The organism is Geodermatophilus sp. SYSU D00696, from assembly GCF_054050235.1.
Window position 1 is genome coordinate 54230 of record NZ_JBJGYY010000009.1, and the last position, 26779, is coordinate 81008.

General features: G+C 75.6%; 21 protein-coding genes. 14 read left to right on the plus strand and 7 right to left on the minus strand.

The features are described from left to right. Positions 1-24 precede the first annotated feature (24 nt). From ACI79O_RS07965 to ACI79O_RS07975, 3 genes are read left to right on the plus strand one after another with little or no spacing between them, the layout of a single operon-like run. Positions 25-576: a DUF3090 family protein gene (locus ACI79O_RS07965; RefSeq protein ID WP_456913769.1), complete on the plus strand. Its 552-nt coding sequence runs from the start codon at positions 25-27 to the stop codon at positions 574-576. 16 nt (positions 577-592) lie between these two features. Continuing rightward, positions 593-1342, plus strand: a complete 750-nt coding sequence (locus ACI79O_RS07970) for an SCO1664 family protein (RefSeq protein ID WP_456889951.1) — start codon at positions 593-595, stop codon at positions 1340-1342. 23 nt (positions 1343-1365) lie between these two features. Next, positions 1366-1752 (plus strand): VOC family protein, encoded by a 387-nt coding sequence (locus ACI79O_RS07975; RefSeq protein WP_456889950.1) that lies wholly within the window; start codon positions 1366-1368, stop codon positions 1750-1752. 18 nt (positions 1753-1770) lie between these two features. Here ACI79O_RS07975 and ACI79O_RS07980 read toward each other — a convergent pair whose 3' ends face one another. Next, positions 1771-2502, minus strand: coding sequence for a maleylpyruvate isomerase family mycothiol-dependent enzyme (locus ACI79O_RS07980; protein ID WP_456889948.1), 732 nt, complete (start codon positions 2500-2502; stop codon positions 1771-1773). A 153-nt stretch (positions 2503-2655) separates the two neighbouring features. Here ACI79O_RS07980 and ACI79O_RS07985 point away from each other — a divergent pair, with 153 nt between their 5' ends. From ACI79O_RS07985 to ACI79O_RS08005, 5 genes are all read left to right on the plus strand, one after another. Further along, the gene (locus ACI79O_RS07985) at positions 2656-4401 is read left to right on the plus strand and encodes a glycerol-3-phosphate dehydrogenase/oxidase (RefSeq protein WP_456889947.1); all 1746 of its coding nucleotides are present in this window, start codon (positions 2656-2658) and stop codon (positions 4399-4401) included. A gap of 32 nt (positions 4402-4433) precedes the next feature. After that, complete coding sequence (gene glpK, locus ACI79O_RS07990; protein WP_456913771.1) at positions 4434-5948, plus strand: glycerol kinase GlpK; 1515 nt, start codon at positions 4434-4436, stop codon at positions 5946-5948. 146 nt (positions 5949-6094) lie between these two features. Further along, entirely contained in the window at positions 6095-6325 is a 231-nt protein-coding gene (locus ACI79O_RS07995) for a hypothetical protein (protein ID WP_456889943.1), read from the plus strand. 187 nt (positions 6326-6512) lie between these two features. Then, positions 6513-7778: a cysteine--1-D-myo-inosityl 2-amino-2-deoxy-alpha-D-glucopyranoside ligase gene (gene mshC / locus ACI79O_RS08000; protein ID WP_456913773.1), complete on the plus strand. Its 1266-nt coding sequence runs from the start codon at positions 6513-6515 to the stop codon at positions 7776-7778. After that, positions 7779-8807 carry an HD domain-containing protein gene (locus ACI79O_RS08005; protein ID WP_456913774.1) on the plus strand — a complete coding sequence of 343 codons (1029 nt, stop codon included), beginning with the start codon at positions 7779-7781 and terminating at the stop codon, positions 8805-8807. A gap of 172 nt (positions 8808-8979) precedes the next feature. Here the strand turns inward: ACI79O_RS08005 and ACI79O_RS08010 are convergent, their stop codons facing one another. Continuing rightward, positions 8980-9843, minus strand: a complete 864-nt coding sequence (locus tag ACI79O_RS08010) for a PAC2 family protein (RefSeq protein WP_456873309.1) — start codon at positions 9841-9843, stop codon at positions 8980-8982. Positions 9844-10005: 162 nt separating this feature from the next. Between ACI79O_RS08010 and metH the strand changes: the two genes are divergently transcribed. Beyond that, positions 10006-13758, plus strand: a complete 3753-nt coding sequence (gene metH, locus ACI79O_RS08015; RefSeq protein ID WP_456889939.1) for a methionine synthase — start codon at positions 10006-10008, stop codon at positions 13756-13758. A gap of 233 nt (positions 13759-13991) precedes the next feature. Next, entirely contained in the window at positions 13992-15302 is a 1311-nt protein-coding gene (locus ACI79O_RS08020; protein ID WP_456913776.1) for a flavin monoamine oxidase family protein, read from the plus strand. A gap of 135 nt (positions 15303-15437) precedes the next feature. Here the strand turns inward: ACI79O_RS08020 and ACI79O_RS08025 are convergent, their stop codons facing one another. The 3 genes from ACI79O_RS08025 to ACI79O_RS08035 are packed head-to-tail and all read right to left on the minus strand — an operon-like array spanning position 15438 to position 20256. Continuing rightward, the gene (locus ACI79O_RS08025; RefSeq protein ID WP_456889935.1) at positions 15438-16634 is read right to left on the minus strand and encodes an acetate/propionate family kinase; all 1197 of its coding nucleotides are present in this window, start codon (positions 16632-16634) and stop codon (positions 15438-15440) included. Beyond that, entirely contained in the window at positions 16631-18715 is a 2085-nt protein-coding gene (gene pta, locus ACI79O_RS08030) for a phosphate acetyltransferase (RefSeq protein ID WP_456913778.1), read from the minus strand. Before pta ends, ACI79O_RS08025 begins: the two co-directional genes overlap by 4 nt. 59 nt (positions 18716-18774) lie before the next feature. Further along, positions 18775-20256: an AAA-type ATPase lid domain-containing protein gene (locus tag ACI79O_RS08035; protein ID WP_456913780.1), complete on the minus strand. Its 1482-nt coding sequence runs from the start codon at positions 20254-20256 to the stop codon at positions 18775-18777. A 190-nt stretch (positions 20257-20446) separates the two neighbouring features. Here ACI79O_RS08035 and ACI79O_RS08040 point away from each other — a divergent pair, with 190 nt between their 5' ends. Genes ACI79O_RS08040 through ACI79O_RS08050 form a run of 3 tightly spaced genes read left to right on the plus strand, consistent with a single transcriptional unit; the run spans position 20447 to position 23276 of the window. Then, positions 20447-21493: an amidohydrolase family protein gene (locus ACI79O_RS08040; protein WP_456889930.1), complete on the plus strand. Its 1047-nt coding sequence runs from the start codon at positions 20447-20449 to the stop codon at positions 21491-21493. Continuing rightward, on the plus strand, positions 21490-22254 hold the full coding sequence (locus ACI79O_RS08045) for a metal-sulfur cluster assembly factor (RefSeq protein WP_456913781.1): 765 nt from the start codon (positions 21490-21492) through the stop codon (positions 22252-22254). Before ACI79O_RS08040 ends, ACI79O_RS08045 begins: the two co-directional genes overlap by 4 nt. Beyond that, positions 22251-23276, plus strand: coding sequence for an NAD(P)-dependent alcohol dehydrogenase (locus ACI79O_RS08050; protein ID WP_456889926.1), 1026 nt, complete (start codon positions 22251-22253; stop codon positions 23274-23276). The genes ACI79O_RS08045 and ACI79O_RS08050 overlap by 4 nt, the downstream gene beginning before the upstream one ends. Positions 23277-23488: 212 nt before the next feature. Here the strand turns inward: ACI79O_RS08050 and ACI79O_RS08055 are convergent, their stop codons facing one another. Both ACI79O_RS08055 and ACI79O_RS08060 read right to left on the minus strand, forming a co-directional pair. After that, entirely contained in the window at positions 23489-23848 is a 360-nt protein-coding gene (locus ACI79O_RS08055; protein ID WP_456873300.1) for a nuclear transport factor 2 family protein, read from the minus strand. Positions 23849-23929: 81 nt separating this feature from the next. Then, complete coding sequence (locus ACI79O_RS08060; protein ID WP_456913783.1) at positions 23930-24286, minus strand: nuclear transport factor 2 family protein; 357 nt, start codon at positions 24284-24286, stop codon at positions 23930-23932. Between the two features lie 128 nt (positions 24287-24414). On the opposite strand from ACI79O_RS08060, the gene ACI79O_RS08065 reads away from it, so the two are divergent. Next, positions 24415-26739 carry a transketolase-like TK C-terminal-containing protein gene (locus ACI79O_RS08065; RefSeq protein ID WP_456913785.1) on the plus strand — a complete coding sequence of 775 codons (2325 nt, stop codon included), beginning with the start codon at positions 24415-24417 and terminating at the stop codon, positions 26737-26739. Positions 26740-26779: the final 40 nt, after the last annotated feature.

Genomic DNA, 26779 nt, shown 5'->3' on the forward strand with positions numbered 1-26779 from the left:
GGACCGCCCGCGTAACCTGGCAGCGTGCCGCGCCAGGTCTTCCGTTTCGAGCGCCCGACCCGGTTCGTCGCCGGGACGGTCGGCCAGCCCGGGGATCGCACCTTCTACCTGCAGGCCTCCGACGACGACGGCCGCGTGGTCAGCGTCGCGCTGGAGAAGTCGCAGGTGCAGGTGCTCGCCGAGCGCATGGACGAGCTGCTCGACGAGATCGCCTCCCGGCCCGGCACGGCCGTCCCCGCCACCGCCGACGTCGACGACCTCGAGCCGCTCACCGCTCCGGTCGACGAGGAGTTCCGCGTCGCGGCGATGGGCCTGGCCTGGGACGGCGAGGCGCAGGCCGTCGTCGTCGAGGCCGTGGCGGCCACCGACGAGCCGGTCGACGAGGAGACCATCCTCTCCGACGCCGAGGAGGGTCCCGACGCGCTGCGGGTGACCATCACCCCCGGCGCCGCCCGGTCGTTCGTCGCCCGGGCGCGTCGCGTCGTCGCCGCCGGCCGCCCCTCCTGCCCGCTGTGCTCGCTGCCGCTGGACCCCACCGGGCACGTCTGCCCGCGGCAGAACGGCTACCGCCGCTGAACCGCGGAGCGCGGCGGTGACCGGCGGCCGGCCCGCGCGGGAGCTGCGCGCCCCGGACACCGACGCCGAGGCGCGCACCCTCCTGGTCGAGGGCGAGATCGACCTCGAGGGGCGGATGCTCGACGCGAGCAACGTCACCCTCGTCGGCGCCATCCGCACCGCCGAGCTCGAGGCCGAGTGCGTCTACAAGCCGGTGGCCGGCGAGCGGCCGCTGTGGGACTTCCCCGACGGCACCCTCGCCGGGCGGGAGGTGTCGGCGGCGCTGGTCAGCGAGGCCACCGGCTGGGGCATCGTGCCGCCCACCGTGCTGCGCGAGGGCCCGTTCGGCCCCGGCATGGTGCAGCTGTGGATCGACGGCGACCCCGGCGTCGACCTGGCCGCCTTCGTCCGCTCCGACCACCCGGGGCTGCGCCGCATGGCGGTGTTCGACGCGGTGGTCAACAACGCCGACCGCAAGGGCGGGCACATCATCCCGACGGCGTCGGGTCACGTGTACGGCGTCGACCACGGCATCTGCTTCTCGGCCGACCCGAAGCTGCGCACCCTGCTGTGGCGCTGGGCGGGCAAGCCGCTGCCCCTGGCCGCCCTGGAGGTGCTCGAGCGGCTCGCGGACGACCTGCGCGGCGACCTCGGCGAGACGCTGCACGAGCACCTGACCCGGCGCGAGGTCCGCTGCACCCAGCAGCGGGTGGCCGAGCTGCTGCGCACCAAGCTGCACCCCGAGCCGTCGGGGCAGTGGCCGGCGCTGCCCTGGCCGCCGTTCTGAGCGCTCGGGCAGCATCCGGGGGCATGCCGCACCGCAGCCGCCTCGCGATCCTCCTGCTCGACCTGCCGCCGGACGTGCACGCCGCCGGCCTCGACTTCTGGTCGGCGGCCACCGGCCACCCCGTCGAACCCGACATGACCGACCCGAGCTGGCACTCGCTCGGCTCGTTCGCCGACGGCTTCCACCTCGAGGTGCAGCGCACCGGGGAGGGGACGCCGCCGCGCTGGCACGTCGACGTCGAGACCGACGACATCCCCGCCGAGGTGGCGCGGCTGGAGGCCCTGGGCGCCCGCCGGAAGGCCGACATGGGCTCGTTCTGGCAGATGACCGACCCGGCCGGGCTGGTGTTCTGCGTGGTCGGCATCCAGACCGGCGAGGCCTTCGAGCGGCACGCCGTCACCTGGCCCTGAGCCGGCCCGGGAGCCGGGTCACTCCATGTCGACCAGGCCGATCATCGCGGCCGCCTGCAGGCCGTCGCCGTCGACGGTGAGCACCTCCAGCGGCACCCGCCGCCAGCAGGCCAGCAGCAGGTCGCCCGCGGTGCCGCGCAGCGTCGCCACCGGGCGCGGGCGGGACCCGGCGAACAGCGTGCGCTCCACCCCGGCGTCGATGGCGTGCAGCACGACGGGGTGCGCGCCGGGCGGCGGCCCGTCGGGCAGCGCACCGGGCACGATGACCTCCAGCCACTCGTCGAGGCCGTCGAGCCCGAGGCCGGCGGGGATCGGCCGGACGTCGCCGAGCACCTGCTCGACGTCGGCGGTGTGCACCACCGCCTCGTGGACCTGCCGCCGCAGCACCCAGCCGACGTCCTGCCGGGGCGCCCACGTCCAGACCCGCTCGGCGGGGTCGGCGGCGGCCAGCGCCGTCTCCAGTTCCGCCGCCTGCGCCATCGACCAGCCCAGCAACTCGTCGTCGGGATGGCGCGGCGGCTCGGCGTAGCCCTCCGGCGACGCGGCGCGGGTGCGCACCACCCAGGCCCAGAAGTGCTGGACCTCCCCGAGGTGGCGCACGAGGTCGGCGAGGGTCCAGTCCGGACAGCCGGGGACCGGCGCCCGCCACCCGGAGGCCAGCAGGGCCTCGGCGGCGGCGTCGGCGAAGCGGGCGTCGGTCCGGCTCAGCGCCGGCAGGTACTCCGCGGTGTCCATCGCCTGGGTGGTCATCGCCGTCCCCCTCCTCGTGCCCGCCCTGGCGACGCTAGCGCCGCGGGCCGGTGTCCGTCCCACCACCCGCCGTCGCCGCTGGTGGGGGAGACTCGCGGTGGCCCCGGGCCCGCCCCGGGCCTTGCCGCCGTCCCCAGCCAGGAGTGCCGCCCGGTGTCCACCGCCCTCTCGCCCGAGGTCCGCACGACCGCCCTCACCCGCATGTCCGCCGACGTCCTCGACGTCCTGGTGATCGGCGGCGGGGTCACCGGCGCCGGCGCCGCCCTCGACGCGGCCAGCCGCGGCCTGTCGGTGGGCCTGCTCGAGCAGCGCGACTGGGCCTCGGGCACGTCCAGCCGGGCCAGCAAACTCGTCCACGGCGGGCTGCGCTACCTGGAGATGCTCGACTTCGCCCTGGTCCGCGAGGCGCTGCACGAGCGCGGCCTGCTCGTCGGCCGGCTCGCCCCGCACCTGGTGCACCCGGTGCCGTTCCTCTACCCGCTGCGCCACCGGGTGTGGGAGCGGGCCTACACCGGGGCGGGCATCGCGCTCTACGACGTGCTCGGCGGGCTGCTCGGCCGCGTCGGCGGGCAGGGCGTGCCGCTGCACCGGCACCTGTCGCGGAAGGCGCTGCGCCGGGTCGCGCCGTCGCTGCGCGAGGACGCCGCCGTCGGCGCCATCCGCTACTGGGACGCCAAGGTCGACGACGCCCGCCTCGTGCAGGTGCTCGTGCGCACCGCCGTCGGCCACGGCGCGCTGGCCGCGAGCCGCACCCAGGTCGTCGGCTACCTCGAGGAGGGCGGCCGGGTCGCGGGCGTGCGCGCGGTCGACCTGGAGACCGGCCGCGAGCTCACCATCCGCGCGCGGCACGTCGTCGGCGCGACCGGCGTCTGGACCGACCAGACCCAGGAGCTCTTCCGTGCCCAGGGGCTGACCGTGCGGGCGTCGAAGGGCGTGCACATCGCCGTCCCGCGCGACGTCATCGCCGGCGAGGACGGGGTCATCCTGCGCACCGAGAAGAGCGTGCTGTTCATCATCCCGTGGCCCACCCACTGGGTGATCGGCACCACCGACACCCCGTGGGACCTGGCCAAGGACCACCCGGTCGCCTCGGCCGCCGACGTCGACTACCTCCTCGAGCGGGCCAACGACGTGCTCACCCGGCCGCTCGGCCGCGACGACGTCCTCGGCGTCTACACCGGCCTGCGGCCGCTGCTGCAGCCGGTGGGCGAGGAGGGGCAGGCGACGACGAAGGTGTCCCGCGAGCACACCGTGGCCACCGTCCGGCCCGGGCTCACGGTGATCGCCGGCGGCAAGTACACGACCTACCGGGTGATGGCCCGCGACGTCGTTGACATGGCGCTGGCCGACCGCGCGCCGGGGGAGGACCCCGACGCGCCGATCCCCGCCTCGCTCACCGAGGAGCTGCCGCTGGCCGGCGCCGACGGCTACCGGGTGCGGTGGAACCGCAAGGCCCACCTCGCCCGCGCGCACGGCTGGACCGAGACCCGCGTGGAGCACCTGCTCGACCGCTACGGCAGCCTGGTCGACGAGCTGCTGGCCCTCGTCGACGCCGACCCCGACCTCGGCCGGCCGCTGGAGGGCGCGCCGGACTACCTGCGCGCCGAGGTGGTCTACGCCGTCACCGCCGAGGGCGCGCTGCACCTCGAGGACGTGCTGACCCGCCGGACCCGGCTGTCCTACGAGCAGGCCGACCGGGGGACGGCGTCGGCCCGGCCGGCCGCCGAGCTCATGGCCGGGCTGCTCGGGTGGGACGACGACCAGCGCGAGCGCGAGGTCGCGACCTACCTGGCGCGGGTGGAGGCCGAGCGGGCCGCCGAGGCGATGCCCGACGACACCTCCGCCGAGCGCGCCCGGCTGCAGGCCCCCGAGATCCGGCCGTTCGCCGCCTCCGCCTGAGACCCCGTCCGACCCGAGCCTGGAGGTCAGCGTTGACCCGGTACGTCGCCGCCATCGACCAGGGGACGACGAGCACCCGCTGCATCGTCTTCGACGCCGCGGGCGCGGTCGTCGCCCGGGCGCAGGAGGAGCACCGGCAGGTGTTCCCCCGCGCCGGGTGGGTCGAGCACGACCCGGTGGAGATCTGGGCCAAGACCCGGGACGTGGTCGGGCTGGCACTGGCCCGCGCCGACGCCGTCGCCGGAGACCTGGCCGCCGTCGGGCTGACCAACCAGCGCGAGACCGCCGTCGTCTGGGACCGCACCACCGGCGAGCCGGTGTACAACGCGATCGTCTGGCAGGACACCCGCACCGACGCGATCTGCCGTGAGCTCGGCGAGTTCGGCGGCGGCGCCGACCGCTACAAGGAGCGGACCGGCCTGCCGCTGGCCACCTACTTCGCCGGGCCGAAGGTCACCTGGATCCTCGACAACGTCGAGGGCGCCCGGGCGCGGGCCGAGCGCGGCGAGCTGCTCATGGGCACCATCGACAGCTGGCTGCTGTGGAACGCCACCGGAGGTCCGGACGGCGGCCTGCACCTCACCGACGTCACCAACGCCTCGCGCACGCTGCTCATGGACCTGGGCACGCTGCAGTGGGACGAGTCGATCGCCGCCGACCTGCGCATCCCGACCTCGATGCTGCCCGAGATCCGCTCCAACTCCGAGGTCTACGGCGAGGGCCGCAAGGGCGGGGCGCTGGCCGGGGTCCCGATCGCCGGCTCGCTCGGCGACCAGCAGGCGGCCACCTTCGGCCAGGTCTGCTTCACGCCGGGCATGGCCAAGAACACCTACGGCACCGGCAACTTCCTGCTGCTCAACACCGGCAAGACCGCGGTCCGCTCGGAGAACGGGCTGCTGACCACCGTCTGCTACATGCTCGGCGACGACGACCCGGTGTACGCGCTGGAGGGGTCGATCGCGGTCACCGGCTCGCTCGTGCAGTGGCTGCGCGACAACCTGCGGCTCATCGGCGGCGCCGGCGAGATCGAGGCGGTCGCCCGCTCGGTGGAGGACAACGGCGGTGCCTACTTCGTGCCCGCCTTCTCCGGCCTGTTCGCTCCGCACTGGCGTTCCGACGCCCGCGGTGCGGTGGTCGGGCTGACCCGCTACGTCGACCGCGGCCACCTGGCGCGGGCGGTGCTGGAGTCGACCGCGTACCAGACCCGCGAGGTGGTCGAGGCCATGGACGCCGACAGCGGGGTGGCACTGGCCGAGCTGCGGGTCGACGGCGGGATGGTGGTCAACGAGCTGCTCATGCAGTTCCAGGCCGACATCCTCGGCGTCGACGTCGTCCGGCCCCGGGTCGCCGAGACCACCGCGCTGGGTGCCGCCTACGCCGCGGGCCTGGCCGTCGGCTTCTGGAGCGGCCAGGACGAGCTGACCGCGCAGTGGGCCGAGGGCCGCCGCTGGACGCCGCAGATGCCCGTCGACCAGCGTGAGCGCTACTACCGCAAGTGGCAGAAGGCGGTCACCCGCACCCTGGACTGGGTCGACGAGGACGACTGAGGACGGCCGGGCCCGGATTTCCGTCCTCTGCCGTTCCGTTGACGGACAGCGATGGCGCGCCGGGGAACGGTTGCACCCGGCCACCCGGCCCCGTTGTCTGCTGGGACCGGGGCGCCGAGGGGCGGTGCCGTGAGGGGGAGAACGGGATGCCGATCTGGACGGTGCAGACCACCGGGGGCGAGGACGAGCGGGTCGAGGCCGGGCTGCTGGCGACGGAGAGCGGCGCCCTGGTCGCGCTGTCGGACGACGGCCTGCTGACACGGGCGTGGGCACCCGGCCAGTGGCGGGCGGTCCGGCAGGTGACCGACGGGGACACCCGCCCGTCGCGCCGGCCGGCCGAGCAGGACGAGGTCCTGGTCGGGCTGCCCCGCCGCTGACGGGGCCCAGCGCAGCGCGCGACCGGGCGGGTCCGTCGGCCACGTCCTGTGCACGTGGCGTCGTCGCGGCGCCGGCCGGCCCGCGCCGTGTGCACACAGCGCGGGCCGGGATCGCGCGCCGGGGCGCCGTCCCCAGGTGCGGGGCGGGCGGCGGGGGGGCGCCGGACACGCAACTACCCTCGGCGTCGTGCTCGCCTGGCCCGCCCCGCTGCTCCCCACCCTGCCCGGCTCCGGTCCGGTGCTGCGCCTGTTCGACACCGCGCGCGGGGAGGTCGTGCCCACCGAGCCCGGTGCGGTGGCGCGGATGTACGTCTGCGGCATCACCCCCTACGACGCCACCCACCTCGGGCACGCGGCCACCTACCTGGCCTTCGACCTGGTCAACCGGGTGTGGCGGGACGCCGGGCACGCCGTCCACTACGTGCAGAACGTCACGGACATCGACGACCCGCTGCTCGAGCGCGCCGAGCGCGACGGCGAGGACTGGGTCGTGCTGGGCATGCGCGAGACGGCGCTGTTCCGCGAGGACATGACCGCGCTGCGGGTGCTGCCGCCGGAGGACTACGTGGGCGCGGTGGCCGCGATCCCGCGGATCGTCGCGCACGTGGAGACCCTGCTCGACGAGGGCCTGGCCTACGTGATCGGCGACGGCACCGGCGACGTCTACCACGACGTCTCCCAGGCCCCCGGCTTCGGCGCGGAGTCCGGCTACGACGAGACGACGATGCTGGCGCTCTCGGCCGAACGCGGCGGTGACCCCGACCGGCCGGGCAAGCGCAACCGGCTCGACCCGCTGCTGTGGCGCGGCCGCCGCGAGGGCGAGCCCGCCTGGCCCGGCCCCCGCGGCATCGCCGGCCGACCGGGTTGGCACATCGAGTGCGCCACGATCGCGCTGGACACCATCGGCACCGGCTTCGACGTGCAGGGCGGCGGCAGCGACCTGGTCTTCCCGCACCACGAGTACTCCGCCGTCCACGCCGAGGCGCTCACCGCCGCCGAGACGGGGGAGAAGGGCCCGTTCGCCCGGGCCTACGTGCACGCGGCGATGATCGGCCTCGACGGCGAGAAGATGAGCAAGAGCCGCGGCAACCTGGTCTTCGTCTCCAAGCTGCGCGGCGAGGGCGTCGACCCGATGGCCATCCGGCTGGCGCTGCTCTCGGGCCACTACCGCACCGACCGCGCCTGGACGCCGGACCTGCTGTCGGCCGCGCAGGAGCGGCTGGCCACCTGGCGCCGGGCGGCCGCCCTGACCGCGGGCGCCCCGGCCGCGCCGGTGCTCGCCGGGCTCCGCGAGCGCCTCGCCGACGACCTCGACAGCCCCGGCGCGATCGCCGTCGTCGACGCCTGGGCGGCGGCCACGCTGGCCGGGGACGGCGAGGCCGAGGACGGCGCCCCGGCGATGGTGGCCGACGCCGTCGACGCGCTGCTCGGTGTCGCGCTGCAGGAGGGCTGAGTGTCCGGCGGGTTCCGGCTCACCGGCCGCGCGGCCCGCGAGGCGGCGGAGTCCGGGCTCGCCCCCGCCGCGGCCCGCTCGGCGGCCACCCGCGGCCGCGCCGTCGACGAGCCCGAGGACCGGCTGCGCACCGCCTTCGAGCGCGACCGCGACCGGATCCTGCACGCCAAGGCCTTCCGCCGGCTCAAGCACAAGACGCAGGTCTTCCTCAACCCCGACGGCGACCACTTCGTCACCCGGCTCACCCACACCCTGCAGGTCACCCAGGTGGCCCGGGCCATCGCCCACGCGCTCGGGCTCAACGAGACCCTCGCCGAGGCCATCGCGCTCGGCCACGACGTCGGCCACTCGCCGTTCGGCCACATCGGGGAGGACGCCTTCGACCCCTACGTGCCCGGCGGCTGGCACCACGCGGCGCAGGGCGTGCGGATCGTGGAGGTCCTCGAGCACCTGAACCTGACGTGGGAGGTCCGCGACGGGATCCGCGCGCACAGCTGGAAGATCACGCCGCCGCCGGCGACCCGCGAGGGGGAGTGCGTCCGCTACGCCGACCGGATCGCCTACCTGTCCCACGACGCCCTCGACGCCGTCCGCGCCGGGGTGCTGGTGCCCGGCGACCTGCCCGCGGTGGCGCGCGAGGCCTTCGGCGAGCCGGGCAGCGCCATGGTCGGGGCGATGGTCGACGCCGTCGTCGTTGGCTCCCTGGCCGACGGCGGCCGGGTGGTCATGGCGCCCGAGCCGCTGGCCGCGATGCACCGGCTGCGGACGTTCATGTTCGAGCGGGTCTACCTGTCCGAGACCGCCGCCGGGCAGAAGCAGCTGGCCATCGACGTCATCCGCCGGCTGGTCGACCACCACCTGGCCCACCCCGAGCTGATCCCGCCGACCTACCGCGACACCGAGGCCGACCTGGTCACCCAGGTCGTCGACCACGTGTCCGGGATGACCGACCGGTTCGCCCTCGCCACCCACGACCGGCTCTTCGGCGACGACGCCGCGGCGCGGATGGCCCCGCTGCTGCGCCGGTGACCGGAGCGGGGCGGCCTGGCCCCGCACTGCCGGCGTTCCCCGCGGATCGCCGGTGCTGCAGCGCCCGCAGTGCGCGAGGAACGCCCGCAACGCCGCGAACCCGACCGTTATCCCCGACCACCGCGCCGACCGGGCCGGGCGCCGACCACGGCGGGCCGGCGACCGGGACCGGTCAGCTGGGGGAGGAGCCGCGCCGGCGCAGGTAGCGCTCGAACTCCCGGGCGATCTGGTCGCCGTTGGCCTGGGAGAGGTCGCTCTCGGTGGCGCGCTCCTCGAGGGAGCGCACGTACTCGACGACCTCGGCGTCCTCCTGGGCCATCTCGTCGACGGTCCGGACCCAGTCGTCGGCCTGCGCGGGCAGCGCCCCGAGCGGCACCGGCAGCTCGAGCACCTCCTCGACCCGCTGCAGCAGCGCGACGGTGGCCCGCGGGGAGGGCGGCTGGGAGACGTAGTGGGGGACGGCGGCCCAGAAGCTCACCGCGGGCAGGCCCTGCTGCACGCACGCGTCCTGGAAGACGCCGAGGATGCCCGTCGGGCCCTCGTAGCGGGAGGTCTCCAGGCCGTAGGCCCGGGCGGACTCCTGGTCGTAGGCCGAGCCGCTCACCGGCGTGGGCCGGGTGTGCGGGGTGTCGGCGAGCAGCGCGCCCAGCGCGACGACGGTCTGCACGTCGAGCTCCTGGCACAGCTCGATGAGCTCGGCGCAGAAGCCGCGCCAGCGCATGTTGGGCTCGATCCCCCGGATGAGGACGACGTCGCGGTCGCTGCCCGGCGGCCGGGCCACCGAGACCCGCGTCGTCGGCCACTCGATGCGCCGGCTGACGCCCTCGACCAGGGAGACGGTGGGGCGGTTGACCTGGAAGTCGTAGTAGTCCTCGGGGTCGAGCGCGGCGAGGGGGGTGGCGTCCCAGATGAGCTCGAGGTGCTCGAGCGCCCCGGTGGCGGCGTCCCCGGCGTCGTTCCAACCCTCGAAGGCGACCACCGCCACCGGCTGGTTCAGCTGGGGCAGGTCATCGGGAGCGGACTTCGGGTCGATCACCCCTGCGAGCCTACGTCGATCGCGGCGCGCACCCCGCGTGGCGCGGGTGGGAGGATGGCACGGGCCCGCGGCACCGCCTCCGACGACGCAGGGAACACACGCGGCCCAGCGGCTGCTGCCCGAGCAGCAGGACCTGCCGCCTGACCGACCCCGAGGACGCCCGTGACCGACGCCCCGCAGCTCCGTCCCGACGCCACCACGGAGCTCACCGCCCTGCTCGAGCAGCGCATCCTGGTGCTCGACGGCGCGATGGGGACGGCGATCCAGCAGCAGCGGCCGAGCGAGGCCGACTACCGCGGGGAGCGGTTCGCCGACTGGCCGGCCGACCTGCAGGGCAACAACGACCTGCTCGTGCTCACCCGGCCCGAGCTCGTCGCGGGCATCCACCGCGAGTACCTCGAGGCCGGCGCCGACGTCGTCGAGACCAACACCTTCAACGCCAACGCCGTCTCGCTGGCCGACTACGGCATGGCCTCCCTGGCCCGCGAGATCAACGAGGCCGCCGCCCGGCTGGCCCGCCGCGAGGCCGACGCGATGACCGCCCGCACCCCGGAGCGGCCCCGGTACGTCGCCGGCGCCCTCGGGCCGACCACCCGGACGGCGTCGATCTCGCCCGACGTCAACGACCCCGGCGCCCGCAACGTCACCTTCGGCGAGCTCGTCGCGGCCTACCGCGAGCAGGCCGACGGCCTGGTCGACGGCGGCGCCGACCTGCTGCTGGTCGAGACGGTCTTCGACACGCTCAACGCCAAGGCCGCGATCGTCGCCCTGGAGTCGCTGTTCGACGAGCGCGGCCGCCGCTGGCCGGTCGTCGTCTCGGGCACGATCACCGACGCGTCGGGCCGCACCCTGTCCGGGCAGACCACCGAGGCGTTCTGGCACTCGGTGCGGCACGTGCGGCCACTCGCCGTCGGGCTCAACTGCGCGCTGGGCGCCAAGGAGCTGCGCCCCTACGTCGCCGAGCTCGCCCGCGTCGCCGACACCTTCGTCTCCTGCTATCCCAACGCCGGCCTGCCCAACGCCTTCGGCGAGTACGACGAGGCGCCGGAGGAGACCGCCGGCGTGCTGCAGGACTTCGCCGAGGACGGCTTCGTCAACCTCGTCGGCGGCTGCTGCGGCACCACCCCGGCGCACGTCGCCGCCATCGCCGCCGCCGTCGCCGGGCGCGCGCCGCGCACCCCGCCGGCGGCCCGCCCGGCGCTGCGGCTGTCGGGCCTGGAGCCGGTGACCGTCGACGAGGACTCGCTGTTCGTCAACGTCGGGGAGCGCACCAACATCACCGGCTCGGCGCGCTTCCGCCGGCTGGTCCGCGACGGCGACTACGCCGGCGCGCTCGCCGTGGCCCGCCAGCAGGTCGAGGCCGGCGCGCAGGTCATCGACGTCAACATGGACGAGGGCATGATCGACGGCGTCGCGGCGATGACCCGCTTCACCCGGCTGATCGCCGCCGAGCCCGACATCTGCCGCGTGCCGGTGATGGTCGACTCCTCGAAGTGGGAGGTCATCGAGGCCGGCCTGCAGCAGCTGCAGGGGAAGTCGATCGTCAACTCGATCTCGCTGAAGAACGGCGAGGAGGAGTTCGTCCGGCAGGCCGAGCTGTGCCGCCGGTACGGCGCCGCCGTCGTCGTCATGGCCTTCGACGAGGACGGGCAGGCCGACACCCTGGAGCGGCGGCAGCAGATCTGCCGCCGGGCCTACGACGTGCTCGTCGACCGGGTGGGCCTCCCGCCCGAGGACGTCGTCTTCGACCCCAACGTCTTCGCCGTCGCCACCGGCATCGAGGAGCACGCCCGCTACGGGCTGGACTTCATCGAGGCCACCCGCTGGATCAAGGCGAACCTGCCGCACGCGCGGGTCTCCGGCGGGGTGTCGAACGTGTCGTTCTCCTTCCGCGGCAACAACCGCGTCCGGGAGGCCATCCACGCGGTGTTCCTCTTCCACGCCGTCGCCGCCGGCATGGACATGGGGATCGTCAACGCCGGTGCGCTCGAGGTGTACGAGGAGGTCCCGGCGCGGCTGCGCGAGCGCATCGAGGACGTCGTCCTCGCCCGCCGGCCCGACGCCACCGAGCGGCTGCTGGAGATCGCCGGGGAGTACGCCGCCACCGGTGCCGCCGAGGAGGCGGCCACCGAGGAGTGGCGGTCGCTGCCGGTCGCCGAGCGGATCACCCACGCGCTGGTCAAGGGCGTCGACGAGTTCGTCGAGGCCGACACCGAGGAGCTGCGCCTCGAGATCGCCGCCCGCGGCGGCCGGCCGATCGAGGTCATCGAGGGCCCGCTGATGAGCGGGATGAACGTCGTCGGCGACCTGTTCGGCGCCGGCAAGATGTTCCTGCCGCAGGTGGTCAAGTCCGCGCGGGTGATGAAGAAGGCCGTCGCCCACCTGGTGCCGTTCATCGAGGCCGAGCGGCAGCCCGGCGACGCCGAGCGCACCAACGGCCGCGTGGTCATGGCCACCGTCAAGGGCGACGTCCACGACATCGGCAAGAACATCGTCGGCGTCGTCCTGCAGTGCAACAACTACGACGTCGTCGACCTCGGCGTCATGGTCCCGGCGCAGAAGATCCTGGACACCGCCAAGGAGGTCGGCGCCGACGTCATCGGCCTGTCCGGGCTGATCACCCCGTCGCTGGACGAGATGGTCGGCCTGGCCGCCGAGATGGAGCGGCAGGGCTTCGAGGTGCCGCTGCTCATCGGCGGGGCGACGACCTCGCGCGCGCACACCGCGGTCAAGGTCGCGCCGCGCTACCACGGCCCGGTCATCTGGGTGAAGGACGCGTCGCGGTCGGTGCCCGTCGTCGCCGCGCTGCTGTCCGACGAGCAGCGCCCCGGCCTGCTGACCGCCACCGACGCCGAGTACGCGGGGCTGCGCGAGCGGCACGCCGCCCGCACCGACACCCGCACGCTGCTGCCGATCGCCGCCGCCCGTACCGCGGCGCCTGCGCTCGACTGGTCGTCGTACGAGCCGCCGCAGCCGCGCACGGGGACCGGCGTGCAGGTGCTGCGCGACTACCCGCTCGAGGAGCTGCGCGGCTACATCGACTGGCAGCCGTTCTTCACCGCGTGGGAGATGCGCGGCCGGTTCCCGGACCTGCTGCACAACCCGGCCACCGGCGAGGCGGCGCGGCGGCTGTTCGACGATGCGCAGGCGATGCTCGACCGGATCGTCGCCGAGCGCTGGCTGACCGCGAACGGCGTGTTCGGGCTGTTCCCGGCGGCGCGGGTCGACGGCGAGGACGGGCCCGGTGAGGACATCGAGGTCTACACCGACGGGGCCCGCAGCGAGGTACGCGCGGTGCTGCACCAGCTGCGGCAGCAGACCGAGGGCCGCGACGGCGCCCCGCGCACGTCGCTGGCCGACTTCGTCGCACCGCGGGAGAGCGGCCTGGCCGACCACGTCGGCGCCTTCGCCGTCACCGCGGGGCTGGGCGCGGCCGAGCGGGTGGCCGCGTTCAAGGCCGCCCACGACGACTACTCGGCGATCCTGCTCGAGGCGCTGGCCGACCGGCTGGCGGAGGCGTTCGCCGAGCGGCTGCACGAGCGGGTGCGGCGGGAGTTCTGGGGCTACGCGGCCGACGAGCGGCTGGACAACGACGCGCTGATCGCCGAGCGCTACCGCGGCATCCGCCCCGCGCCGGGCTACCCGGCCTGCCCGGAGCACACCGAGAAGCAGACGATCTGGGAGCTGCTCGACGTCGAGGCCGCGATCGGCCTGCGGCTGACCGAGTCGATGGCCATGTGGCCGGGTGCCGCGGTCAGCGGGCTGTACTTCTCCCACCCGGAGGCGCGCTACTTCAACCTGGGCCGGATCGGCCGCGACCAGGTCGAGGACTACGCCCGCCGCAAGGGCTGGACCCTCGCCGAGGCCGAGCGCTGGCTGGCACCCAACCTGGGCTACCGCACCGACGACGACTGAGGGCCCGCCCGTCGGGGGCCGATAGCGCGATAGAGGCACCGCGCCGCCGTTCCTCGCCCGCAGCGACGAGGGGCTCGCCGTCGGGCACGACGCCACCGCGCGGACGCCCGACGACGACGTCGTCCCCGCTCGGCGGAGCGGCCAGGCCCTAGCGTGGCCGCCGCTGCTGCTACCGAGGTGCCCTGGCCCGGGACCGGAGGCGTGCCGCGGGCCCGGGCGGAGACGAGGCGGTCATGGCCGAGCCCCCCGGGCAGGACGTCGTCGTGGTCGGCGGCGGGCTGGCCGGCCTGACCGCGGCCCGGGAGCTGCGGCACGCCGGCCTGCGGGTCCTGGTGCTCGAGGCCCGGGACCGGCTCGGCGGCCGGACCCGCACCGCGCAACTGGGTGGCCGGGACGTCGAGCTCGGCGGCGCCCAGGTGCACTGGTTCCAGCCGCACGTCTTCGCCGAGCTGACCCGGTACGGCATCCCGTACCGGCCGCTCCCGGTACCCGGGCGGGCCATCTACTGGAGCGGGGGACGGCTGCACGAGGAGCCGATGGCCGCGCTCGCCCCCCGGCTGACCGAGGTGTTCGCCCGGCTGCTCCCCGAGGGCCGCGAGGTCTTCCCCCTGCCGCACCTGCCCCTCGCCGTCCCCGACGCCGTCGCGGCGCTCGACGGCCTGTCCGTGCAGGACCGGCTCGACGCCACCGAGTTGTCGGCCGCCGACCGCGACCTGGCCGCCGCCCTGCTGTCCACCTCGGCGTCGGCACCGAACTCCGAGGCCGGCCTGCTCACGCTCGTGCGCGAGATCGCGCTGGCCGGCTGGGACCTCTGGCTGTGGATGGACGCGATGGGCGCCTTCGGCATCCGGACGGCGGACCTCGTCACGGCGCTCGCCGACGACGGCGCCCCGGAGGTGCGCACGTCAGCGCCGGTGGCCCGGGTCGAGCAGCACGACGCCACCGTCACCGTGACGACCCGGGACGGCACCGCCGTCCCGGCGTCGGCCGCGGTCGTCGCGCTGCCGATCAACGTGCTGGGGTCGGTGGACTTCCGGCCGGCCCTCGACCGGGCCACGCAGGCGGTCGTGGCGGAGGGGCAGGCCGGCCGCGGGGTCAAGCTGTGGGCGCTGGTCGGCGGGGTGGACGAGCCGGTCCTCGCGCTGGCGCCCGACTCGCGCCCGGTCACCGTGGTGACCAGCTGGGAGCTGCTCGACGACGGCCGGCACCTGCTCTTCGCCCTCGGTCCGGACGCTGCCCGGGTGCCTCCCGGTGACGAGGGGGCGGTGCGCGCGGCGTTCGAGGAGCTGCTGCCGGCCGGGGCGCGGATCGAGGCGGTCACCGCCCACGACTGGTGCACCGACGAGTTCTCCCGCGGCACCTGGGCCACCGCCCGCCCCGGCCGGCTCGCCGCCCTCCCCGCGCTGCAGGCGCCCGAGGGACGGGTCGTCCTGGCCGGTGGGGACCACGCCTCCGGGTGGACCGGCACGATGGACGGCGCGATCGAGTCCGGACTGGTCGCCGCCCGCACCGTCCGCCGGCTCCTCGGGGGCCCGGCCGGCTGACGCCCCGCCCCCCGGCGGCACCGGCGCGCACGGTCGTCAGGACGGCCCGAGGTGCCTTCATCGCGCGAAAGGCACCTGGGGACGGGCGCCCGGGTGCCTATTGCGCGCTGATGGCACTCAAGGGGCGAGGAGCACTCAGGGGGCGAGGAGGTCGACGGCCTGGCGGGCCATCTCCAGCTCCTCGTCGGTGGGCACCACCAGCACCGCGACCGCGCTGTCGTCGGCCGACACCCGGCGCCCGCCGGGGGACCGGTCGGCGTTGCGCTCCTCGTCGAGCCGGACGCCGAGGGGCTCCATCCCGGCCAGCGACCGCGACCGCACCACCGGGTCGTTCTCCCCGATGCCGCCGGTGAAGGCGATCGCGTCGGTGCGGCCCAGCACGGCCAGGTAGGCGCCCACGTACTTGCGCACCCGGTGGCAGAACACGTCGAGGGCGAGCGCGGCGTCGGCGTCGCCGTCGGCGATCCGCCGGTGCACCTCGCGCAGGTCGTTGGTGCCGGCCAGCGCCAGCATGCCGCTGGAGGTGTTCAGCGCCCGGTCGACCTCCTCGGGCCCGAGCCCGGCCACCCGGTGCAGGTGCGCGACGACAGCGGGGTCGACGTCGCCGGAGCGGGTGCCCATGACCAGCCCCTCCAGCGGGGTCATGCCCATCGAGGTGTCCACGCTGCGGCCGCCGGCGACGGCGGTGGCGCTCGCGCCGTTGCCCAGGTGCAGCACCACGGTGTTGACCTGCTCGACCGGCCGCCCGAGCAGTCCGGCGGCGGCGCGGGAGACGAACGCGTGCGAGGTGCCGTGGAACCCGTAGCGCCGCACGCCGTGCTCGCGCGCCCACTGCGGCGGCACCGCGTAGGTGTGCGCCGCGGGCGGCAGGGTGGCGTGGAAGGCGGTGTCGAAGACCGCCACGTGCGGCAGGCCGGGGAAGGTCCGGCGGGCCACCTCGATGCCCACGGCGTTGACCGGGTTGTGCAGCGGCGCGAGGGTGGCCAGCTCCCGGATGGCCCGCAGCACGCCGTCGTCGACCAGCACCGGCGCGGAAAACCGGTCGCCGCCGTGCACCACCCGGTGGGCGACCGCGACCAGCCCGGCGTCGGCCAGCGACGGGCCGCTGCGCTCGAAGGCGGCCAGCGCCGCGGCCAGCGCCTCGCCGTGGTCGGGCAGCGCCTGCTCGACCACCGCCGGCGGCGCACCGGGCCGGGAGTGGCTGAGCCGGCCGGAGGGCTGCCCGACCCGCTCGGCCAGCCCCCAGGCCAGGGCCTCGCCGGCGGCGACGTCGACCAGCCGGTACTTCAGCGACGACGAGCCGCAGTTGACGACGAGCACCCGCCCTCTCACGACTGCGCCCCGCCCCCGGCGGCCGGCCCCTGCGCCTGGATCGCGGTGATCGCCACGGTGTTGACGATGTCCTGCACCGTGGCTCCCCGGGAGAGGTCGTTGACCGGCGCGCGCAGGCCCTGCAGGACCGGGCCCACGGCCACCGCGCCGGCGCTGCGCTGCACGGCCTTGTAGGTGTTGTTGCCGGTGTTGAGGTCGGGGAAGACGAACACCGTGGCCCGCCCGGCCACCGCGCTGCCGGGCAGCTTCGCCTGCGCCACGCCGGCGTCGACCGCGGCGTCGTACTGGATCGGCCCCTCGACCGACAGCTCCGGGGCCCGCTCGCGCACCAGCTCGGTGGCCGTCCGCACCCGGTCGACGTCCTCGCCGCTGCCCGAGGAGCCGGTGGAGTAGGACAGCATCGCCACCCGCGGCTCGACGCCGAAGCGCGCCGCGGTGCCGGCCGAGGTGATCGCGATCTCGGCCAGCTGCTCGGCGCTCGGGTGCACGTTGACCGCGCAGTCGCCGTAGACGAGCACCCGGTCGGCCAGGCACATGAAGAACACGCTGGACACGATCGACACGCCCTCGGTCGTCCTGATCAGCTCCAGTGCGGGGCGGATGGTCTGCGCGGTCGTGTGGGTCGCGCCCGACACCATCCCGTCGGCCATCCCCAGGGCCACCAGCAGCGTGCCGGCGTAGGAGACGTCGACGACGAGGTCGCGGGCGGCGTCCATGGTCACGCCGCGGTGCGCCCGCCGCCGGGCGTACTCCAGCGCCAGCCGCTCCCGCAGCTCGCGGTCGCAGGGGTCGAGCAGCCGCGCCGCGCCGAGGTCGACCCCCGCCCGGGTGGCCGCGGCGCGCACCTCGGCGGGGTCCCCGAGCAGGGTCAGGTCGACCACGCCGCGCCGCAGCAGCCGCTCGGCGGCGCGCAGCACCCGCTCGTCGGTGCCCTCCGGCAGCACGACGTGGCGGCGGTCGGCCCGCGCCCGGTCGAGCAGCTCGTGCTCGAACATCAGCGGCGTGGTCACCCGCGGCCGGGCCAGCGCGGTGCGGCCCAGCAGCTCCCCGGCGTCGACGTGCTCCTCGACGAGGGACAGCGCGACGTCGATCTTGCGCTGCGCGCCGGGGCGGATCCGGCCGGGCACCGACCCGGCGAGGGTGGCGGTGACGTAGGTGTCCCGGTCGGTCACCACGACCGGCACGGTGGCCGGCAGGTGCTCGAGCAGCCGCCGCACCGGGGCGGCCGGCTCGATGCCGCCGGTCAGCACCAGCCCGGCCGGGGCGGGCAGCCCGCCGGCGAGGTGCGCGGCGACCACGCCGAGCACGACGTCGGCCCGGTCGCCGGGGGTGATGACCACGACGTCGTCGACCAGCCGCTCGAGCAGGTTGGGGATGGTCATCGCCGCCACCAGCACCCCGGAGGTCTCCCGGCCCAGCGTGCCGTCGTCCCCGGCCAGCGGGCGGGCGTCGCAGGCGCGGGCCACCTCGGCCATCGTCGGCGCGGTGAGCACCGGCGCCTCCGGGAGCACGTAGACCGGCGGGTCCCCGCCGCCGACCCGCGCCCGCACCGCGGCCAGCCGCGCCGGCGGCACCCGGTTGGCGACGGCGGCGACGACCTCGGCCCCGGCCGCGCGCATGGCCTCGCGGCCCACGCCCAGGGCGACGGCGACGTCGTCGGGGTCGCGGTCGCGGCCGGAGACGACGCACAGGACCGGCAGCCCGAGGTTGGCCGCGATCCGGGCGTTGAGCGCCAGCTCCCGCGCGGCGGCGGCCTCGCTGAAGTCCGAGCCGACGACCAGCACCCCGTCGCAGCGCGCGGCCAGCGCCCGGTAGCGGGCGACGATCTCCGACAGCGCGCGGTCCTCGTCGGCGAGCACGTCGGCGTAGGTCACCCCGGCGCACGCGTCCGCGGTCAGGTCCGGGTGCGCGCGGGGGAGGAGCAGGTCGACGACGCCGTCGGAGCCCTCCCGCGCGGAGACCACCGGCCGGAAGACACCGAGCCGCCCCACCCGCCGGGCGAGCAGCTCGAACACCCCGAGGGCGACCGCGGACTTGCCGCTGGCCGGTTCGCAGCCGGTGACGTAGAGCCCGTCCGACACCGCCCCACCTCCTGCCCGCGACCCTAGGTGGCCGGGGCCGGTCCGGCCCGGGGAGCGGGTCAGCCGGAGCGGGGCGGGACGGCGATCCGGTACTGGGCGATCTTGCGGTAGAGGGTGGCCCGGCCGATGCCCAGCTCCTCGGCGACCCGGGTCATCGTGGTCCCCGGCTCGGTCAGGCACCGCACGATCTCGTCGCGCTCGAGCCGCTCCAGCCGCGACAGCGGGCGGCCGCCGCCGTCGAGCACCTCCGGGGCGAGGTGGTGCACGTCGACGACGTCGGCGCGGGTCACCGCCTCGCGGACCACCCGCCGCAGCTGCGCGACGTTGCCCGGCCAGCCGTAGCCGGCCAGTGCCCGGGCGGCGCGCGGGGTGAACGACACCGTGCGGTGGCGCTCCTGGCGCGCCGTCCACCCGGCCAGCGGGAGGACGTCGTCGGCCCGGGCGCGCAGCGGCGGCACCTCCACGACGGCGTCGACCAGGCGGGCCAGCGGGTCGGGCAGCGCGGGGTAGTCCGGCGCGGTGAGCACGAACGGCTGCGGCCGGCCGGAGCGGCGGACCGCGGCCAGCACCCCGGCGAGCTCCCCGGCCGCCCACGCCGGGAGGGTGTGCAGACCGGAGACGATCACGCAGGTGTCGGCGTCGCGGAGCTCGGGGGTCCACAGGTCCAGCCACGGCGCGACGTCCCCGGCCTCCGGCGCCCGGGCGTGCAGCAGCCGCTGGCGGCCGGGCAGCCGGCGGCGGGCGAGCGCGGCCAGCGTCGCCTTGCCCGTCCCCGGCTCCCCGACGACGGCCACCACCCGTGCGGCGGCCACCGCGGCGGCGGCGGCGTCGACCGCCGACCGCCACGCCGCCGAGACGCAGGGGTCGCCGCCGTCGGGCGCCGGCGACCCGCCGATCACCCGGAACACCTCACCGCGCGGCGCCGGCCGCGGCACCGGCCGCCCGCCGGTGCGCACCGCCATCAGCGCGCTGGTGGCGCTGGCCGCCGTCTGCGCGAGGCCGAGCAGCAGGTCGGAGGAGGAGTCCGACCAGGTGGTCAGGTTGATGCTGCCGGCGAGCTCGCCGGTCGTGGGCTCGAGCACGGGCGCGGCGGCGCAGGTGTAGCCCCGCAGGTCGGTGCACCAGTGGTCGCCGGCCCGCACCAGCGACGGCGTCCGGTCGGCCAGCGACAGGCCCAGGCCGTTGGTGCCGGCGTTGCGCTCGCTGTAGGAGAACCCGGGCGCCAGGTGCACCCGGTCCAGCGCCCGGTGGATCGAGGCGTCCTCGCCGAGGCGGGCGAGCACGAACCCGTCGGGGTCGGCGACCATCAGGCTCACCGGCTCGTCGGCGATGGTGGCCTGCAGGTCGGTGAGCACCCGGTGGGCGCACTCGTAGAGCAGCGAGCCGGTGTCCGGGGACCCGGTGAACACGGGCACGACCTCGTCGGGCGGGACGCCGTAGCCCTGGCTGCGCCGCCAGGAGGCGCGCACCCGCGGCGCGGCACCGCGGGCGGCCAGCGCCGGGTCGGGCAGCGGGTCGGGGGCGGGGACCGGCTCGTCCACGGGGCCTCCCGGCCGGCTGTCGGACGCATCGGGGCGTGTGACCTGTGCCACGGCAATGTACGCGCCGGCGGCCCGCGGAGGGTGTCTCAGAGTGAGACGGCGCGACCGTGGGCGGCCTGCTCCCCCGGACGTAGCGTCGGCAGCCCAGAGGTGACCCGCCTCACATACCGGAGCCGACGGAGGCCGACGGATGTACACCAAGGACGGCGAGCAGTACTACGTGGTGGACTCGCACATCGCGCTGTGGGACGCCCGTCCCGAGAACCAGCGCAACGTCCACGGCAAGCAGTTCATCGACTGCTTCTACGACTACCACCGCAACCTGTCGCCCGAGTCCGAGGTCTGGGGCTACGAGGAGTACCTCTACCAGGGCGGCGAGCGGCTGATGCGCGACGTCTTCGTCGACGGCATCGTCGACCACGCTGTCTTCCAGCCCGCCCGGCTGGCCGAGTTCTACCACCGCGGTTTCGGCCAGACCGAGGAGGCCTTCGCCCTCGCCCAGGCCCACCCCGACAAGCTGACCTACAACCACTACTGGGACCCGCGTGACGGCGAGAACGGCCTGGACGCGCTGCGCGCCAACGCCGAGCGGATGCACCTGCAGGGCGTGAAGCTCTACACCGCCGACTGGCACGGGGACTCCCGCGGCTGGAAGCTCACCGACCCGATGGCCTACCGCTACTTCGAGGCCTGCCGGGAGCTGGGCATCCGCACCATCCACATCCACAAGGGCCCGACGATCCGCCCGCTCGACCGCGACGCCTTCGACGTGGCCGACGTCGACCACGCCGCCTCGGACTTCACCGACCTCAACTTCGTCGTCGAGCACTGCGGGCTGCCGCGGCTGGAGGACTTCTGCTGGATCGCCACCCAGGAGCCCAACGTGCACGCGGGCCTGGCGGTCGCGATCCCGTTCATCCACACCCGCCCCCGGTACTTCGCGCAGATCATGGGCGAGCTCGTCTACTGGCTCGGCGAGGACCGCATCCTCTTCGCCAGCGACTACGCGCTGTGGACGCCCAAGTGGTTGGTGGAGCGGTTCGTCGACTTCCAGATCCCCGAGGACATGACCGAGTACGCCCCGCTGACCACCGAGGTGAAGAAGAAGGTCCTCGGCCTCAACGCCGCCAAGCTCTACGACCTGCCGGTGCCCGAGCACCTGCGGCTGCCCGACGCCGACGAGACCGCCACCGGCCCGCGCGAGCCTGCCGCCGCCGACCTCGCGGGCGTCCGGTGACCGCCGTCCTCCCCGCGCTGGGCGGAACCGAGGCCCCCGTCACCGAGAGCTCGGTCCGCGCCGCGCTCGGCACCGTCGTCGACCCCGAGCTGGACGAGCCGATCACCGACGTCGGCTTCGTCCGCTCGGTGTCCGTGGACGGGCGCGCCGTCGAGGTGCACCTGCGGCTGCCCACCTCGTTCTGCGCGCCCAACTTCGCCTGGCTGATGGTCTCCGACGCCCACGACGCGGTGTCCGCGCTCCCCGGGGTGGACTCGGTGGTGGTCGAGCTCGACGACCACCACGACTCCGACCTCATCAACCGGGGGCTCGCCGCGGGGCTGGGCTACCGGGGCACCTTCGGCCACGAGGCCGAGGAGTCCCTCGACGAGCTGCGGGCGACCTTCCGGCGCAAGGCGCACACCGCGGCGATGGAGCGGGCGCTGACCGCCCTGCTCCGCACCGACCCGGCGGTGGACGTCCGGGAGGCCACCCTCGGCGACCTCCCGGCCGACGCCGCGGCCGCCCTGCGCCGCCGGCGGGCGGCCCTCGGCCTGCCCGTCGACGACGCCGCCCCGGTGCTGCTCCACGACGACGGCACCCGCCCCGACCCCGCCCGCGCCGAGCCGGTGCTGCGCCGGGCCCGCTCCGTGCGGATCTCGGTCGACGGCAACGCGCACTTCTGCCGCGGGCTGCTCACCACCCGCTACCCCGGGTCGGAGGCCGACCAGACCCCCCGACCCGACGACCGTCCGCTCATCCCCCTGGAGGTGCGCTCGTGAAGGCCGTCCGCGTGCACGAGTACCACGCCGACCCGCGGATCGACGAGATCCCCGAACCGCGGCTGCAGGGGCCCCTCGACGTCATCGTCAAGATCGGCGGCGCCGGGGTCTGCCGGACCGACCTGCACATCCTCGAGGGCCAGTGGGCCGAGCTGCAGAACCCGGACCTGCCCTACGTGATCGGCCACGAGAACGCCGGGTGGGTGCACCGGGTGGGGGAGGGGGTCACCAACGTCGCCGTCGGGGACACCGTGATCCTGCACCCCCAGCCCAGCTGCGGGCTGTGCATGCCGTGCCGCGCCGGCCGGGACATGCAGTGCGAGAACGCCTTCTTCCCCGGCCTGTCGAACGACGACGGCGGGATGGCCGAGTACCTGCGCACCACCGCCCGCGCCTGCGTGAAGCTCGACCCCTCCACCAACCCCGCCGACGTCGCCGCGCTCGCCGACGCCGGCATCACCGCCTACCACGCGGTCCGCAAGGCCCTCCCGCTGCTCCACCCGGGCACGACGGCGGTGGTGATCGGCGCCGGCGGCCTCGGGCACATCGGCGTGCAGTGCCTGGCCGCGCTCTCGGCGACCCGGGTGGTCGTCGTCGACCGCAACCCCGACGCCCTGGACCTCGCCCGGCGGATCGGCGCGGACGAGACCGTGGTCGCCGACGGCGACCAGGTGCGGGCCGTCCAGGAGCTGACCGGCGGGGGCGCCGACGTCGTCTTCGACTTCGTCGCCGAGCAGGGTGCGGAGATGGACGGCTGGCGCATGACCCGCCCCGCCGGCTCGTACTACGTCATCGGGTACGGCGGCGAGCTGCGGATCCCGACGCTGGACTTCGTCGCCGGGGAGAAGAACGTCGTGGGCAACATCGTCGGCACCTACACCGACCTGGCCGAGCTGATGGTGCTCGCACAGGCCGGGAAGGTCACCCTGCACACCCAGCAGTACCCGCTCGACCGGGCCGTGGACGCGCTCCGCGACCTCGACGCCGGGAAGGTCCGGGGGCGCGCGATCCTCGTGCCCTGACGCCGTGGCGCCCCGGCCGCCCCTCGCGCCGGCCGGGGCCGCTGCGCCCAGGGCGTGTCTGACGGACCTCCAGCCTCGGTAGCACCGCCCAGGCGGCGCTCCGCTGCGTTCGAGGGGCCGCCGGATACAACCCCGGTATCCGGCGGCCCCTCGGCCTTGCGGAGCATCCACCTGGACGTCGCTCCCCTCGGCATGGGTCCGTCAGACACGCCCTACCGCTCGTACCGGACGTCCATGCGCTGCACCAGCCCGCCGGCGAGGCGGTAGACGTGGCGGACGGTGGTCCGCGACAGCAGGGTGCCGGCCGGGTCGCGGACGACGAGGGCGACGGTGACCTCGACCGCGCCGTCGGGGCGCTCCCGGATGGTGGTCGGCCGGGCGGAGGGGCGGATGTGCTGCCACTGGCGCTCCCAGTAGGCCCGGACGGCGTCCCGTCCGTGCACCCGGCCGCCCTCCCAGGCGTTGGGCCAGTCGACGTCGGGGCTGAGCACGGCGAGCACCCCGTCCAGGTCGTGCGCGCTGTAGGCCCGGTACAGCGACCGGATGACCTCGTCGCGGTCGGGGTCGGTCATGGTCGGCGTCCTCCGGGGACGGCGGTCCGATACCCAGCAGGGTCGCACGGACACCGGGCGTGTCGGGACCTCCCGGCGCGCCTACGCCTCGACGTCCATCCGGGCCACCAGGTCGCCGGCGGTGAACCGGTACACGTGGCGGACCGTGCGCCGCGACAGCACCGCCCCGCCCGGGTCGCGGAACACCTGCGCGACGGTGACCTCCACGGAGCCGTCGGGGCGCTCGCGGACGGCGGTGGGCCGGACCGAGGGCCGGACCTGCGCCCACTGGCGCTCCCAGTAGTCGCGGACGCCGTCGTGCCCGTGCACCCGGCCGCCCTCCCAGCCGTTGGGCCAGTCGACGTCGGGGCTCATCGCTCCGAGCACGGTGTCGAGGTCGCGGACGGTGAAGGCCCGGTACAGCGAGCGGAGCAGCTCCTCGCGGTCGGGTGCGGTCATCGGCTGCCGGCCTCCTCGGGCGACGGTCCGGTCGTGGCAGGGCAGGGTGGCACGCAGGACCTCGCCACGGGCGGACCACGGGCACGCGCCATCCTGTGGTCCCCCCACCGACGCCCGACAGGAGTCCCATGACGCTCGCCGCCCCGCGGCCGCCCGCCACCGGCGCCGACGACGCCGCCCTGCGCGAGATCGAGCAGCGCGTGCTGTGGCTGGCCACCGCGGTCGTCGACCACGCCAACCGGGTGCGCCCGAACCCGTCGGGTCTCAAGGTCGGCGGCCACCAGGCCTCCAGCGCCTCGATGGTGACGATCATGACCGCGCTGTGGCTGGAGCAGTTGCGCGCCGACGACCGGGTGTCGGTCAAGCCGCACGCCAGCCCGGTGCTGCACGCCCTGGAGTTCCTGCTCGGGCAGCTCGACGCCTCCTGGCTGACCACGCTGCGCCAGTTCGGCGGCCTGCAGTCCTACCCCTCGCGGCTCAAGGACCCGGTGCCGGCGGACTACTCCACCGGCTCGGTCGGCATCGGCGCCACCGCGCCGATCTGGGGCGCGCTGGCCCGCCGCTACGTCAACACCCAGTTCGGCGCCGGCGGCACCGGGCGGCAGTGGTCGCTGGTCGGCGACGCCGAGCTCGACGAGGGCGCGGTGTGGGAGGCCGTGCTCGACCCGATGGTCGCCGAGCTCGGCGAGGTCGTGTGGGTGGTCGACCTCAACCGGCAGTCGCTGGACCGCGTCGTCCCCACCATGGGCGTCCCCCGGCTGCAGGGGATGTTCGCCGCGGCCGGCTGGCAGGTGCTCACCGTCAAGTACGGCCGGCTGCTCGAGGAGCTGTTCACCCGTCCCGGCGGGCCGGCGCTGCGCGCCCGGATCGACGGCATGAGCAACGCCGAGTACCAGCGGATGGTCCGCCGCGCGCCGGCCGAGCTGCGCGCCCACCTGCCGGGGGAGGAGCCCGGCGCCGACGCGGTCGCCGCGCTGATCGCCGACGTGCCCGACGACGCCCTGGTGGCCGCGGTGCGCAACCTCGGCGGGCACGACCTGGCCGCGCTGCGGGAGGCCTTCGCGCAGATCGACGACACCCGCCCCACCGTCGTCATCGCCTACACGCTCAAGGGCCACGGCCTGGCCACCGAGGGCCACCCGCAGAACCACTCGGCGCTGCTCACCGAGGCGCAGCTGGGCGAGCTGGCCGCGCGCGTCGGCGTCGACCCGGCCGACCCCTGGGCCGGCTTCCCGGCCGGCAGCGCGCCGGCGCGGCTGCTCGCCGCCGCCGCCGAGCGGCTGGCCCGCACCCCGCCGGAGCAGGCCCCGGCGCCCGACGTCCCGGCCGACCTCGGCCGCACCCCCCACGGCACGGCCACCACCCAGGCGGCGCTGGGCCGCACGCTGCTCGACCTCAACCGCGCCGCGCCCGGGGTGGGCCGGCGGGTGGTCACCGTCAGCCCCGACGTGTCGAGCTCGACCAACCTCGGCGGCTGGGTGAACAAGGTCGGCGTCTGGTCGCACGAGGACCGGCGCAACTGGTTCGCCGACGACCCCGAGACGATCCTGCACTGGCGCGAGCGGCCCTCCGGCCAGCACGTCGAGCTCGGCATCGCCGAGACCAACCTGGTCGGCGCCATCGGCGAGCTGGGCGCCACCTGGTCCCGCTGGGGCCAGCCGCTGCTGCCGATCGGCGTGCTCTACGACCCCTTCGTCGGGCGGGCGCTGGAGCCGTGGTCGTTCACCGTCTACGCCGGCGGGCAGTCGCTGCTGGTGGGCACCCCGTCGGGGGTGACGCTGGCGCCCGAGGGCGGCGCGCACCAGTCGATCACCACGCCGTCGATCGGCCTGGAGCAGCCTGGCTGCCTCTCCTACGAGCCGGCGTTCGCGCTGGACGCCGAGTGGTGCCTGCTCGCCGCGCTCGGGCAGATGGGCCGCCCCGGCGGGCAGTCGGCCTACCTGCGGCTGTCCACCCGCCCGGTCGACCAGGCGCTGGCCGCCGTCCCGGCCGACCCCGCCGCCCGGGAGCGCCGCCGTCGCCAGGTGGTGGCCGGCGCCTACCCGCTGCGCCGGGTGCCGCGCCCGGCGGTGACCGTGGCCGCGATGGGCGCCGTCGTCCCCGAGGCCCTGGCCGCCGCCGAGCGCCTCGACGGGCTCGGGTTCCCCGCCGACGTGGTGGTGGTGACCAGCCCCGGCCTGCTGTTCCGCGCCGCGCAGGCCCGCCGCGGCCTGGACGAGGCCGCGCCGTGGGTGCTCGACACCGTGCTGCCCGCCGACCGGGCCACCCCGCTGCTCACCGTGCTCGACGGCCACCCGCACACGCTGGCCTTCCTCGCCGGTGTGCGGAGCGTGCCTGCCACGCACCTGGGCGTCACCCGCTTCGGGCAGAGCGGCGACCTCGACAGCGTGTACCGGTACCACGGCCTCGACGTCGACTCGCTGGTCGGCGCCGCGCTCGACCTCGTCGACTGACGCCGTCCCCACCGTGCGGTGCCCGACCTCACCCCGCAGC

Coding starts and splice junctions, on each gene's coding strand:
- ACI79O_RS07995 (WP_456889943.1), top strand. CDS start 6,095: ATGCCGATCTGGACGGTGCAGACCACCGGGGGCGAGGACGAGCGGGTC.
- ACI79O_RS07980 (WP_456889948.1), bottom strand. CDS start 2,502: ATGACCACCCAGGCGATGGACACCGCGGAGTACCTGCCGGCGCTGAGC.
- ACI79O_RS08040 (WP_456889930.1), top strand. CDS start 20,447: ATGTACACCAAGGACGGCGAGCAGTACTACGTGGTGGACTCGCACATC.
- ACI79O_RS08065 (WP_456913785.1), top strand. CDS start 24,415: ATGACGCTCGCCGCCCCGCGGCCGCCCGCCACCGGCGCCGACGACGCC.
- ACI79O_RS07975 (WP_456889950.1), top strand. CDS start 1,366: ATGCCGCACCGCAGCCGCCTCGCGATCCTCCTGCTCGACCTGCCGCCG.
- ACI79O_RS08055 (WP_456873300.1), bottom strand. CDS start 23,848: ATGACCGACCCCGACCGCGACGAGGTCATCCGGTCGCTGTACCGGGCC.
- ACI79O_RS08020 (WP_456913776.1), top strand. CDS start 13,992: ATGGCCGAGCCCCCCGGGCAGGACGTCGTCGTGGTCGGCGGCGGGCTG.
- ACI79O_RS08060 (WP_456913783.1), bottom strand. CDS start 24,286: ATGACCGCACCCGACCGCGAGGAGCTGCTCCGCTCGCTGTACCGGGCC.